Origin of the sequence: Nitrosospira briensis C-128 (assembly GCF_000619905.2) — a bacterium.
GTDB classification, from domain to species: Bacteria; Pseudomonadota; Gammaproteobacteria; order Burkholderiales; family Nitrosomonadaceae; genus Nitrosospira; species Nitrosospira briensis.
In genome coordinates this window covers 2,155,870-2,168,349 of the sequence record NZ_CP012371.1, presented here as the reverse complement: position 1 = coordinate 2,168,349, position 12,480 = coordinate 2,155,870, and the positions used below count along the sequence as shown (strand labels likewise).

Annotated in this window: 11 protein-coding genes; 1 reads left to right on the top strand and 10 read right to left on the bottom strand. The window is 55.5% G+C overall.

The genetic code is table 11. The features are described from left to right. Nucleotides 1-27 precede the first annotated feature (27 nt). Nucleotides 28-945, bottom strand: a complete 918-nt coding sequence (locus F822_RS09815) for a M23 family metallopeptidase (protein ID WP_025040809.1) — start codon at nucleotides 943-945, stop codon at nucleotides 28-30. Nucleotides 946-971: 26 nt separating this feature from the next. Between F822_RS09815 and F822_RS09810 the strand changes: the two genes are divergently transcribed. Then, nucleotides 972-1,454 (top strand): DciA family protein, encoded by a 483-nt coding sequence (locus F822_RS09810; protein ID WP_025040810.1) that lies wholly within the window; start codon nucleotides 972-974, stop codon nucleotides 1,452-1,454. 271 nt (nucleotides 1,455-1,725) lie between these two features. Here the strand turns inward: F822_RS09810 and ftsZ are convergent, their stop codons facing one another. The 9 genes from ftsZ to murD all read right to left on the bottom strand — a co-directional run bounded on the left by ftsZ (nucleotide 1,726) and on the right by murD (nucleotide 12,473). Beyond that, nucleotides 1,726-2,892, bottom strand: coding sequence for a cell division protein FtsZ (gene ftsZ / locus F822_RS09805; protein ID WP_025040811.1), 1,167 nt, complete (start codon nucleotides 2,890-2,892; stop codon nucleotides 1,726-1,728). A 324-nt stretch (nucleotides 2,893-3,216) separates the two neighbouring features. Next, nucleotides 3,217-4,455 (bottom strand): cell division protein FtsA, encoded by a 1,239-nt coding sequence (gene ftsA / locus F822_RS09800; RefSeq protein ID WP_025040812.1) that lies wholly within the window; start codon nucleotides 4,453-4,455, stop codon nucleotides 3,217-3,219. 70 nt (nucleotides 4,456-4,525) lie between these two features. Further along, nucleotides 4,526-5,221 (bottom strand): cell division protein FtsQ/DivIB, encoded by a 696-nt coding sequence (locus F822_RS09795; protein ID WP_025040813.1) that lies wholly within the window; start codon nucleotides 5,219-5,221, stop codon nucleotides 4,526-4,528. Next, the gene (locus tag F822_RS09790; RefSeq protein ID WP_036575591.1) at nucleotides 5,211-6,131 is read right to left on the bottom strand and encodes a D-alanine--D-alanine ligase; all 921 of its coding nucleotides are present in this window, start codon (nucleotides 6,129-6,131) and stop codon (nucleotides 5,211-5,213) included. Before F822_RS09790 ends, F822_RS09795 begins: the two co-directional genes overlap by 11 nt. Further along, nucleotides 6,121-7,170, bottom strand: a complete 1,050-nt coding sequence (gene murB, locus F822_RS09785) for a UDP-N-acetylmuramate dehydrogenase (protein WP_025040815.1) — start codon at nucleotides 7,168-7,170, stop codon at nucleotides 6,121-6,123. The genes F822_RS09790 and murB overlap by 11 nt, the downstream gene beginning before the upstream one ends. A 47-nt stretch (nucleotides 7,171-7,217) precedes the next feature. After that, on the bottom strand, nucleotides 7,218-8,672 hold the full coding sequence (gene murC / locus F822_RS09780) for a UDP-N-acetylmuramate--L-alanine ligase (protein ID WP_025040816.1): 1,455 nt from the start codon (nucleotides 8,670-8,672) through the stop codon (nucleotides 7,218-7,220). Between the two features lie 37 nt (nucleotides 8,673-8,709). Beyond that, a complete protein-coding gene (gene murG, locus F822_RS09775; RefSeq protein WP_051536654.1) occupies nucleotides 8,710-9,828 on the bottom strand; it encodes an undecaprenyldiphospho-muramoylpentapeptide beta-N-acetylglucosaminyltransferase in 1,119 nt (372 codons plus the stop codon). 51 nt (nucleotides 9,829-9,879) lie between these two features. Further along, nucleotides 9,880-11,043, bottom strand: coding sequence for a putative lipid II flippase FtsW (gene ftsW / locus F822_RS09770; protein ID WP_025040818.1), 1,164 nt, complete (start codon nucleotides 11,041-11,043; stop codon nucleotides 9,880-9,882). Continuing rightward, nucleotides 11,043-12,473: a UDP-N-acetylmuramoyl-L-alanine--D-glutamate ligase gene (murD, locus tag F822_RS09765; protein WP_025040819.1), complete on the bottom strand. Its 1,431-nt coding sequence runs from the start codon at nucleotides 12,471-12,473 to the stop codon at nucleotides 11,043-11,045. The genes ftsW and murD overlap by 1 nt, the downstream gene beginning before the upstream one ends. Between the last annotated feature and the right edge of the window lie 7 nt (nucleotides 12,474-12,480).

Genomic DNA, 12,480 nt, shown 5'->3' with positions numbered 1-12,480 from the left:
CCCCCACCCGCAGAGTATTGACCCGGCTCAACCGGGCATCTTCAAGAATCGTGACGGGTTTTGCGGCGAGCCCCTGTGCCGGACCTCAAAATGCAGATGAGGGCCGGTAGAACGGCCAGTGCTGCCCACTTCCGCGATCTTCTGTCCGCGCACCACGACTTGGCCCAGCCTGACCAAGCGCTTGGAAGCATGAGCATAACGGCTGACGAAATCATTGCCGTGGTCAACGTCGATCATATTACCATATTCGGGGTGGAAATCGGAATACACCACCACGCCGCCCGCCGCAGCCACGATGGGCGTACCTGTTGCAGCCGAGAAATCAACCCCTTCATGAAAAATACGTTTTCCCGTAAAAGGATCTATACGCACTCCGAAACCCGATGAGTACCATTTTGTGTTCACGGGCATCACGGACGGGAGCATTTTCTTCTTGAGCCTGTCTTGCATCAACAATGAATCCAGTGCGCCAAGCTTGTCGCTACGGTCATCCAATGCGAGCGACAGCTCCTGGATTTTATTGTTGAACTCTGCAAATGACATATCCTCGGATGGCAGCGTCGATACGGTTCCTCCCTGACCGGGATTCTGATTAAACCGAAATTCCTGAGGCTTGATACCTGATAATTCCGCCAGACGAGCGCCTACGGAATCCAGCCGCAGCAGCTGTGCCTGCATCTGACCCATTCTGACGGCCATGGCATTGAGGCTATCGCGCAAGTACGACTGGTTTTTTTTATGTTCCTCCTGCTGTACACTCGAAACCAGCGATCTGAGGGAAGGGCTGTCGATCTTGTCGGCATACCGAAGAGAAAGATAATTCAACCCCATCGCAAACAATACAGAAGCTAAAACTCCTCCCCCTGCCAGAAGCACAAGATGCACGCCGGTCAGGGTCAAGGTTTTCGGTTTTTTCAAATTATTGGAAATTAGAATAATATGCATCTCATTCCCTAAATTATTCTTCAGCTATGACCGTCCGCAAGATAAATTTCTACCTTGGAACCCTAAGGCTGACGCCCAAGCATCAGCGATTATTCAGCTACATGGACGAGTTAACCGCGATGCAGCAGGCATTCTCGAAAATCGTTCCGCACCAGCTGGCTCAACACTGCGCGCTAGGCGGATTCTTTGAAGGAAACCTGACGATATGTGCAGGTAACGGTGCAATTGCGGCAAAACTCAGACAGACGTTGCCGTCGTTATTATTAAAGTTTCAAGCGATGGGCTATGAGGTTACTGCAATTCGACTTGCTGTGCAAGCAGATTACCTCAATATTCGCAGGGGTGATTTATCCGGTAGAAAAATGCGGATAGGCCGGGCCGGCATGGAAAAGCTGAGTGAATTGGCCTCGGGATTGTCGCCATCACCTCTAAAAACCGCAGTCGAATCATTGCTGGAAAAACAGCGAATGGAAGGTGAGCAGAACGGCTACGACCCGGATATCATCTAGAATCGTCTACGCGCGGCAATGGTTGGCGACGTCGGTGGATTCCTGGATAGATTCGTATAACGCATGCGCATCAGGCGATATCGTGCCTTGCGCGATAATTCACGATCTGCGGATAAGTAGTGACAAACTCGCCACGGAACGCGGAGGACCGCTCGGCCTTCCGCCCTATCGGGCCACAAACTCCGCTGGCGATCACAGCTCTCGAGAACCGGCCTCAGCCTCCATGAGCGCATCCCGGTGAACGAGTATTTCATTTATTCATACGCAATGCTTAATCCGCTTGCTTCCTCAGGAACGCGGGAATATCCAGAACATCGACTCCCGATTGTTTCATGGCCTCAATGGTCGCATCGCGCCGTCTATTCGTACGTAACGCGGCCGGGGCATCCAGATCCTTCCAGTTTACACCGTCCGACGACAGGGTATTGTCTGTCCCGGTGCGCGTGTGGATAACGCTTAGCGGCTTGGGTTGCATGCGGTTGACGACGCCGCCCAGCCCTGTGGCAACCATGGTCACCCGGAGATTTTCCTCCATATTTTCGTCGATGACCGTACCGACTATCACGGTGGCGTCTTCCGCGGTAAAGTCCTTGATTGTATTCATCACCTCGTGAACCTCGCGCATCTTCATTGCTGAGCTGGCGGTAATGTTTACCAATACTCCTCGCGCACCGGAAAGATCCACATCTTCCAGCAGCGGGCTGGCGACAGCCTGTTCCGCCGCCGCGCGCGCCCGATCCGCTCCTGAAGCAAATGCCGAACCCATCATTGCCATGCCCATTTCCGACATCACTGTTTTTACGTCGGCGAAATCGACATTGACAAGGCCCGGGCAATTGATAACTTCCGCGATGCCGGCAACGGCGCCATACAGTACGTTGTTGGCGGCCTTGAATGCATCGAGCATGCTCACGTCTTCGCCCAGGACCAGCATCAGCTTATCGTTGGGGATTACGATCAGCGAATCGACATATTGCGTCAACGCTTCCATTCCCGCCTGAGCCGCTTTAAGTCGCCTGCCCTCAAACGAAAAGGGCTTGGTAACCACTGCCACGGTAAGAATTCCCATTTCCTTGGCCACTTGCGCCACTACCGGTGCCGCGCCGGTCCCGGTACCGCCGCCCATTCCGGCGGTAATGAACAACATGTCCGCGCCTTCAATCAATTCGGCGATCCGATCGCGGTCTTCCAACGCTGCGTTGCGCCCGATTTCAGGATCTGCGCCGGCACCCAGTCCCTTGGTGATCGCTGATCCCATTTGCAGCAGGGTACGTGCCTGATTCCGCTTCAATGCCTGGGCATCGGTGTTGGCACAAATGAATTCGACGCCTTGCACGCCGTTCTGGATCATGTGATCCACCGCGTTACCCCCGCAACCGCCCACGCCTATGACCTTGATGACGGCTTCCTGTGTTTCTGTATCCATGATTTCAAACATGATGCTCTCCTTTAGGAATTGTATTAACTGAACAGTATTGTTATTTAACCCAGATAATTCATTAGGCGGCTCTGCGAGCCTACCCGAGTGCCGGCGGTCAGTTTGCGGCCATTTTCGCCGCTTGCTCGGCGCCCATAGACCCGGCTATGGACTTCTCTCAACCGGCAAAACTGTCTCGCAACCTGCCTCGCCATCATCTCGCGTCCTAAAGAATTATCTGGGTTTAAGTCTTAAGTCTTTCCGCTTTTGAACGCTGCTGCCAGCCGCCCCTTTCGCTGTGAAGAGGGATCTCCCTCATTTTTGGGTCCTTCGGACAGGAGACCCTCAAAAATTGACTTGAAACCAACTTTTCATCCTTTCCAGAATTCGCTTGAACGAGTTGCCCTGCAGCCGGGTGTGCTGGTGTCGTTGGAGCTGTTCCATGCCGGCCAGTATCAAGCCAATGCCGGTAGAGCATCGCGGCGTAAGCACCACTTCTTCCAGGCTGCCGTGATAGTGCGGAAGGCCGAGCCGTACAGGCATATGAAATATCTCTTCGCCGAGCTCCACCATACCTTGAAGGGAGCTGCTGCCGCCGGTAATGACGATCCCGGATGACAGCAGTTCCTCGAAGCCACTGCGGCGCAGTTCGGCCTGCACCAGCGAATAGAGCTCTTCCACGCGGGGCTCGATGACTTCCGCCAACGTTTGCCTGGAAAGCTGGCGTGTTCCACGGTCGCCTACGCCAGCCACTTCCACCATTTCGTGCGGGTCAGCCATACCGCGCAAGGCGCAACCGTAGCGGCACTTGATGTCTTCGGCATCCTTGGTGGGGGTGCGAAGTGCCATTGCGATATCATTCGTAATCTGGTCGCCGGCAATTGGAATCACCGCGGTATGGCGAATGGCGCCATGTGTGAATACCGCGATGTCGGTTGTACCCCCGCCGATATCCACCAGGCAGACGCCCAGATCCTTTTCGTCTTCCGACAGCACCGCCATGGCCGAGGCCAGCGGCTGCAGCACGAGGTCACGCACCTCAAGCCCGCAGCGCCGTACGCACTTCATGATATTCTGTGCCGCGGATACGGCGCCGGTCACGATATGCACTCTCACTTCCAGCCGTATACCACTCATGCCGATGGGCTCACGCACGTCCTCCTGGCCATCTATGATGAACTCCTGGTTGAGTACATGGAGAACTTGCTGGTCATTGAGGATATTCACTGCCTTGGCGGTTTCCATCACACGTTCCACATCCAGTCGCGACACTTCCTTATCCTTGATGGCCACCATCCCATGCGAATTGAAACTTTTGATATGGCTACCGGCAATGCCGGTATAAACTTCCCGGATCCTGCAGTCGGCCATCAACTCAGCTTCTTCCAATGCCCGCTGAATCGCGTTGACCGTGGTCTCGATGTTCACTACGACCCCTTTCTTCAGACCGCGTGAAGGATGGCTGCCCATGCCGATAACTTCATACCCCCCCTCGGGTTTCACCTCCGCGACAATAGCCACGATCTTCGAAGTGCCGATATCGAGCCCCACGATCAGATTTTTCGTTTCGTTGCTTCTATTCATCTATCTTACAAGCCCTGAATCTGCCGGCATTTCTATCACATCCATTTTGTTTCACCATCGCGCCATGTGCTTAACGGACAGCAAAGCCGCTCGGATAACGCAGGTCGACGTAAGTCAATTGCTGATTTAACTGCACAAGGCTGCGGTCGTGCACCTGCACGTAACGCTCCAGCCGCATACCCATCTGTTCGCGTCCGAGCTCGATCAGCGTTCCATTCTCCAGGCTGATCCGCCAGGCACGACGGTCGGAAAGGCTCATCCGTGCGATGTTCTGCTGCAGGGGTTGCAGCATTTTTTTAAACGCTGCGTACTGTCTGGCCATTTCGCTTGCGCTTTCCTCCGGGCCTTCAAATTCAGGTAACGGTTCATCGGACGCAGCATTGAATATTTCCCCCTGTAAATTGACCAGTGCGCCGCCATTCCAGCGCGCCAAGGCCATATGTTCCTCCAGCGTTACTTCCAGGCCCTGCGGCCAGATGCGCCGCACACTGGCCGTCCGCACCCACGGCAACTTGACGAAGGCTTTACGGGTCGCTTCCAGATCAACTGTAAAAAAATTTCCGGCAACAGCGCTGCGGACCACCCCATCGACCTGTTCTCGCGTCACGTGCTCGAGGCGGCCGTCACTGCCGCCAAGGCTCACCTCCTTCAACGGAAACAAAGGCGAATTGATCGTCAACTGGCTGATCAGGTAGACCACTATCAGTGCAGCCAGCGCAAACAGCCAGTTCGCCAACGCAGCGAGCGCCTGATGGTTATCCCACATGGGCCAGTTCCAGTATCCGCAGCACCAGATCGTCAAATGAAATGCCGGCGGCTTTCGCTGCCATGGGGACAAGGCTGTGCGCGGTCATTCCGGGCGATGTATTGGTTTCAAGAAAATATAGCTGGTGCGACGCGTCCAGAATCGCGTCCACCCTTCCCCATCCCTCGCAACCCAGGATCTTGTGCGCTTGCAATGCTTGTGCCTGAATCGCGTCCTCCTGAGTAGCGGATAAGCCGCTTGGGCAAAAATACCGGGTAGTATTGGAGACATATTTGGCTTCATAATCGTATAAGCCACTTTCCGCCTGGATGCGAACCAAGGGTAGCGTCATCTCTCCGAGGATGGCGATGGTAAGCTCCATGCCTTCGATAAATTGCTCCGCCAGCACGGTGGTGTCGTGCTTCGCCGCCAGCTCCAATGCTGCCGGCAGGTCCGCTGCCTTGACCACCTTGCTCAGGCCGAGGGTCGACCCTTCCCGCGATGGCTTGACGATCAGCGGCAGCCCGAGCTCCCTGGAAACCAGGTCAAAATCCGTTTGTTCATTAAGCACGACATAGCGGGGCGTGCTGATTCCGGCAGCCTGCCAGAGCAATTTCGTGCGCCACTTATCCATCGCCAGCGCGCTCGCCAGTACACCGCTACCGGTATAAGGCAATCCCATCAGCTCCAACGCGCCTTGCACGGTACCGTCTTCACCATAGCGCCCATGCAGGGCAATATGGGCTCGATTGAACCCCTGTTGCAGAAGCGCCTCCATCGGCTGTTCAGAGGGATCGAACGGATGTGCGTCAACACCTTGACGCCGTAGCGCATCCAGCACGGCTTTGCCGCTCTGGAGCGAAATCTCGCGTTCAGCGGAACGCCCGCCCAGGAGAACGGCAACTTTCCCAAAATCATGGTTACTCACCATCTTGATCTTCCTCGACAGAATAATGAGTTGCGAAATCGGGAATCCCGCTGTGTTCGCTCACAGCCCCGATGATTCGTACTTCTTGCACCAGCTCGATGCCAGTCTGCTCTTTTACCGTTTTACGTACCCTGTCTATCACCGCTTCGATATCCGACGCTAAGGCAGCGCCGGTGTTTACGATAAAGTTTGCGTGTGTCGATGAAACCATCGCGCCCCCGATATGAAAACCTTTCAGCCCGCATGACTCGATCAGTCGCGCGGCCCAGTCGCCCGGCGGATTGCGGAATACCGAACCGGCATTGGGCAGGTTCAAAGGCTGGCTATTGATACGTCGCGTCAGCAATTCCTTGATCTTTTGCCGCGACACTGCCTCTTTCTCTTTCGGCAATTGGAACCAGCCGCCTGCAAACCATTCCTCATCCGGGAAATTCGCCGATTTGTGCTCACCCTTCTCACCCTGCCCGCCATCGCTCGTATCGGGCTTCAAGGCAACATGCCGATAACCGATCTCGTAGTCTCCAGGCAGGCGTGCTTGCAATTGCCCGGCACGGCCCAGCGTGTGAACCTTGTATACGATTTCCCAGGTTTCGGCGCCGTAGCACCCTGCATTCATTGCCAACGCCCCGCCAACGGTACCGGGTATACCCGCTAAAAACTCTGCCCCGGCCAAGCCATGCTTGGCTGCAAACCGCGCCACTTTTGCGCAGGCTACGCCCGCGCCGGCGTATATCAGTGCGTCACCCCTATCCCCCTGCTCCAGCCGCAGGTCGTTAAGCCGGGCATGCAGCACCACAACGGTTCCCCGCAAACCTCCATCACGCACCAGAAGATTGCTGCCGAGTCCTATCACATGCACTGGCTCATCCTGGGGCAAGCCGCGCAGGAAGTGCGCGAGATCAGCCAGATCTGCCGGCAGGTACACACGCTCCGCCACGCCGCCGGTGCGCCATGAAGTATATTTTTTCATTGGCTGATTCACGCGCATCTCGCCGCGAAGTGCACTTGAGCCGTGGTTCAAATTAATTTCCGACATATCCATTCGTGAAACCTGCGCATATTCATGGGCGACGAAAAGCGGCCTGATTTTTATCCTTCCCCTTCCACCGCCAGGTCGGCTTCCTGCCCAGCCGTCCATTGATCCTTTGCAAGGTCAGGCGCCACCCTGCCCACCGATCCCGCGCCCATCACGAGTATTACGTCATTGTCCTGCACCACGCTATGTATGGCGGAAGGCAGCTCGTCCACGGTCTCGATAAAAATCGGCTCCACCTTGCCCAGAACTCTCAGCGCGCGAGCGAGCGATTTGCTATCCGCCGCTATGAGGGCGACTTCGCCAGCGGAATAAACTTCCGTCAACAGCAGCACATCGACGGTTGATAACACTTTGACGAAATCCTCGAACAGATCGCGCGTGCGCGTATAGCGATGCGGCTGAAACGCCAGCACCAGCCGGCGACCGGGAAACGCGCCGCGCGCAGCCGCGATGGTGGCCGCCATCTCGACCGGGTGATGCCCATAGTCGTCGACGAGCGTAAAGCTTCCCGCCGCCGCGTTTCCGTTGCCGGCCAGTTTGATCTCGCCATAACGTTGAAAACGCCGGTCTACGCCCCTGAAGCCGGCCAACGCCCCGATGATGGCGGCGTCGGGCAAACCCACTTCATTGCATACCGCGATCGCTGCGAGCGCATTCTGCACGTTATGCAATCCTGGGAGGTTAAGCATGCATTTGAGCTTGCGCGTCTTGCCGTTCGTTCCTACCAGCGCGGTAAAATGCATCCGTCCTTCACTATGGCGAATATCGGCAGCACGCACTTGTGCGTCATCCGATAAACCGTAAGTTGTGATCGGCTTGGTAATGGCAGCCATGATTTCACGCACGCTTGCATCGTCCACGCACAATACCGCCATGCCGTAAAAAGGCAGGTGTTCGATAAATTCCACGAACGCCTGCTTGAGCTTGCTGAAATCGTGACCGTACGTTTCCATGTGGTCGACGTCTATATTTGTCACAACCGCCAGCACAGGCTGCAGATAAAGAAATGAGGCATCGGATTCGTCGGCCTCGACCACGATGAATTCACCACGGCCCAGCTTCGCGTGGGACCCTGCCGCTTCCAGCCTGCCGCCAATTACGAATGTCGGATCCATGCCCGCTTCGGCGAAAATGCTGGCAATCAGGCTGGTGGTAGTGGTCTTGCCATGGGTGCCCGCAATCGCAATCCCCTGGCGTAACCTCAGCAGTTCCGCCAGCATGATGGCACGAGGAACCACCGGTACCTTACTTTCTCGCGCGGCGAGAACTTCCGGGTTGTCCGCCGTTATTGCCGTCGAAGTCACCACCGCATCGGCGGATGCCACATGGCTTCTCGCATGACCGACGTGAACGACGGCACCCAGTTTTCTCAGGCGTCGAGTGGTTGCGCTGGCGGACAAATCCGAGCCGCTGACCTGATATCCCAAATTAAGCAACACCTCAGCGATTCCGCTCATACCCGAGCCGCCGATGCCGACAAAATGGACATGCTTGACCTTATGCCTCATGATGGAAGAACGGTAGTTTTATTCATTTCCGATACTTTCATTTTTGTGCTTTTATCATCCCCATGCATGCTTCCGCCACTAATCTGGTTGCATCCGGGTTCGCCAGTGCACGGGCTTTCATAGCCATTTCCATAAGTTTTCCACGGCTGAACCCCATCAATAATTCGGCCAGGCCTTGCGGCGTCAATTCATCTTGCGGCAACAATACCGCCGCATTCCTGTCACTCAGAAATTTCGCATTGCATGTCTGATGATCGTCCACGGCATAAGGAAATGGCACCAGAATGCTTGCAACACCCGCCGCGCTCAATTCAGCGATAGTAAGTGCCCCGGCACGGCAGATCACTAGGTCGCAATCGGCGTAGCGGGCCGCCATGTCGTCAATGAATGTGACCAACTCGCCTTCCACTTCCGCCTCAACATAGTTTTTTCTCAGCGCGTCCAGATGCCTTGCGCCTGCCTGGTGCGTTACCAGCGGGCGCAGTTTTTCAGGAATCCGCTTCAACGCCTGCGGCACGACACTATTCAGCGCTTGCGCACCCAGGCTGCCTCCAATTACCAATAACTTCATCGGCCCGTCGCGCATGGCGTATCTTTTTTCCGGCGCTTCCAGCCGGCCAATTTCTTTACGAACAGGATTACCGAAAAATGCCACTTTTTTGCTTTTTTTGATCGCATCCGGAAAACCCAGCAGCACTCTGTCAGCAAGTTTCGCCAATATTCTGTTGGCAAGGCCGGGAATGGAATTCTGTTCGTGTATCAGCAGCGGCTTGTCCAGCAATGAGGCCATCATGCCACCGGGAAAGGCCGGATAGCCGCCCATACCCAACACTACGTCCGGACGCACCCGGAGTATCACTTTGGCGCTTTGCCAAAATGCGATCAACAGGCGCAGCGGTAACATCAGCCAGGTTCGGACGTTCTTCCCGCGAAGACCCGAAAAACGGATAGTCTCCAGGCGGTACCCTTGCCGCGGTGCCAGCGTGGTTTCCATTCCACCTTCGGTCCCCAGCCACACCACACGCCATCCCGCGGTCTTCATATGCTCCGCGACCGCCAACCCCGGAAACACATGACCTCCCGTTCCGCCAGCCATAATGAGAATGGTATGGATCAAGTCAGGTCCCGTTATCGGAAACCGCCCATAAGACCACATCGGCCTCATGCAGCAATTCTTCAGGTTTACGATCCAGGTTTTCATCCGCTTTCATACTGTATAACCCTTCATCAACTGCCGATTTTCCCAGTCCACCCGCAACAGGATCGCCAGCGTAATGCAACTGACGACAATACTGCTGCCGCCAAAGCTCATCAGCGGCAGCGTTAATCCCTTGGTCGGCAGCACACCCATGTTCACTCCCATATTGATGAATGCCTGCACGCCCAGCCATACGCCAATACCTTGCGCCACCAAAGCCGGGAAGTGTCGCTCTCTCATCGCTGCCTGGCGGCCGATAATGAAGGCGCGTATTATCAGCCACGCAAACAGCACCACTACCGTCATGACCCCGATAAAACCAAGTTCCTCCGCGATCACCGCAAGCAAAAAATCGGTGTGCGCTTCAGGCAGATAAAAAAGCTTCTCGACGCTGCCACCCAGGCCGACACCCAGCCATTCGCCCCGCCCGAACGCAATCAGGGCATGACTCAACTGATATCCTTTTCCGTAGGGATCATCCCATGGGTCCATGAATCCGAAGAAACGCTGCATGCGATAAGGCTCGATCCAGACTAGCGCCAACAGGGCAACCATCAGAAAACCAATCAGCCCGGTGAACAGCTTCAGGTTTATTCCTCCCAGGAACAATATCGCCATCATGATGGAGGTAATCACGACGAATGCGCCGAAATCGGGCTCGAGCAGCAGCAGCGCACCTACAACGAGCGTCACGATCAGCATGGGCAGAAAACCTTTACGAAAACTCCCGAGGTAAACCGCCTTGCGAACGGTATAGTTGGCGACATAAAACACCATGAACAGCTTCATGAACTCCGACGGTTGAAAATTCACGACCACCAGCGATATCCACCGCCGGCTGCCATTGACTTCGCGGCCTATGCCGGGAATCAGCACCAGCAGCAGCAACGCTGCTCCAAACAGAAACAGGTGGAAGGAATATTTCTGCCACATCTGCATCGGCACCTGAAATGCGATCAAACCCGCCAGTAGACCCACCACCAGATAAACACCATGCCGAACAAGGAAATAGGAGGGGTAGCCATCGGTGCCCCGCCCTGCCTCGGCGATCGAGATCGAGGCGGAATAAACCATTACCAGCCCCAGGCCCAGCAATAATATGCCCGACCAGATCAAGGACTGATCAAAGTGGGGTAGCGCTTCCTGGCTCCCGATATGGCTCCGATAGATCATCAGTGGGTGACGTGATTATTCATGACTGGAGTCCTGGCCTGCACCCGTCTCACCGCCGCAATGAATGCCTCGGCGCGATGCGCGTAATTCTTGAACATATCGAAGCTGGCACATGCGGGCGACATCAATACCGCATCGCCTTCCTGTGCCAGCCAAAAACTTTTTTGTACCGCCTCTTCCATTGTCGATGCATGATGCAGCGGCACGCCGCAATGATTTATGGCACTCGCAATTTTGGCTGCATCCCGTCCGATCAGCACCACAGCCCGCGCGTGTTCCGCTATCGGCCTTGCCAAAGGCGCAAAATCCTGTCCTTTGCCAACGCCGCCGGCTATCAAAACGACGCTTTGCATCATGCCGTCCAGCGCTGCCGCCGTCGCCCCGACATTGGTACCCTTCGAGTCATCGTAGAAAGTGATACCGCCATAGGTTCCAACGTTCTCCATTCGATGCGGCAAGCTTCGAAATTCACGCAAGGCCTGCAGTAATGGCTCAAACGGCAATGCAATGGCACGGCATAGCGCTAGCGCAGCCAGCGCATTCGCCGCATTGTGCAGGCCATAAACGCCAAGATCACTGGTCTTCATCAAGCGCGTGGCTCCCTGCACCAACCACGAATTGCCGTCTTCATGCAGCAGGCCGAAATCGCTGTCGCCAACGGGCAAATCCAGGCCGAAAGTTATCTTCTTACGGCCCCTCAGCGCCATTTCACGTACCATGGAATCGTCCCGATTCAATATTTGTATCCCTGCATGGTCGTCTTGGCCAACGGCAGCATCCAGAAATATTCTTGCCTTCGCCGCAGCGTATTCCCGCATTCCATCGTAGCGATCAAGATGGTCTTCACTTAAATTCAGCACGGTAGCCGCATCCGGACCGAGGTTTTGCATGGTTTCCAACTGAAAACTGGAAACCTCCAATATCCAGGCTTGCGGCAGTCGTCCTGAATCTACCCGCCGCATCAGTGCATCAAGCACCGCAGGACCGATGTTTCCCGCCACTTCGACATCCCACCCGGCTTTTTTTACCATTGCCCCTACCATGGCCGTTACCGTTGTCTTGCCGTTGGAGCCGGTAATGGCCACTATTGTTGGCCTTGAGGCACTTAGCGACCTGATTGCCAAGGCAAAAAGCTCCATATCTCCCACCACTGGCACGCCGTCCTTCATTGCCTGCCGCACAAGCTTCTCCGCCTGAGGTACGCCGGGGCTGATAGCAATCAGGTCGATACCGGCAAAAGCCTCGGCGGCAAAGACCCCGGTGAACATAAGGGCATGAGGCAGAGCCTGTTTTAAATCTTCCATACAAGGGGGAACTGTACGGCTGTCAGCCACGCGAACGTTTGCTCCCATGCGCGACAGCCACTTGGCCATGGAGAGCCCGGTCTCGCCCATCCCAAGCACCAGTACCGCTTTATTCCGCAAATTCATAAGCTTA

Excerpts from the sequence above, each read along its gene's own strand:
- F822_RS09815 (WP_025040809.1), bottom strand. The coding sequence starts at position 945 with ATGCATATTATTCTAATTTCCAATAATTTGAAAAAACCGAAAACCTTG.
- F822_RS09810 (WP_025040810.1), top strand. The coding sequence starts at position 972 with ATGACCGTCCGCAAGATAAATTTCTACCTTGGAACCCTAAGGCTGACG.
- ftsZ (WP_025040811.1), bottom strand. The coding sequence starts at position 2,892 with ATGTTTGAAATCATGGATACAGAAACACAGGAAGCCGTCATCAAGGTC.
- ftsA (WP_025040812.1), bottom strand. The coding sequence starts at position 4,455 with ATGAATAGAAGCAACGAAACGAAAAATCTGATCGTGGGGCTCGATATC.
- F822_RS09795 (WP_025040813.1), bottom strand. The coding sequence starts at position 5,221 with ATGTGGGATAACCATCAGGCGCTCGCTGCGTTGGCGAACTGGCTGTTT.
- F822_RS09790 (WP_036575591.1), bottom strand. The coding sequence starts at position 6,131 with ATGGTGAGTAACCATGATTTTGGGAAAGTTGCCGTTCTCCTGGGCGGG.
- murB (WP_025040815.1), bottom strand. The coding sequence starts at position 7,170 with ATGGATATGTCGGAAATTAATTTGAACCACGGCTCAAGTGCACTTCGC.
- murC (WP_025040816.1), bottom strand. The coding sequence starts at position 8,672 with ATGAGGCATAAGGTCAAGCATGTCCATTTTGTCGGCATCGGCGGCTCG.
- murG (WP_051536654.1), bottom strand. The coding sequence starts at position 9,828 with ATGTGGTCTTATGGGCGGTTTCCGATAACGGGACCTGACTTGATCCAT.
- ftsW (WP_025040818.1), bottom strand. The coding sequence starts at position 11,043 with ATGATCTATCGGAGCCATATCGGGAGCCAGGAAGCGCTACCCCACTTT.
- murD (WP_025040819.1), bottom strand. The coding sequence starts at position 12,473 with ATGAATTTGCGGAATAAAGCGGTACTGGTGCTTGGGATGGGCGAGACC.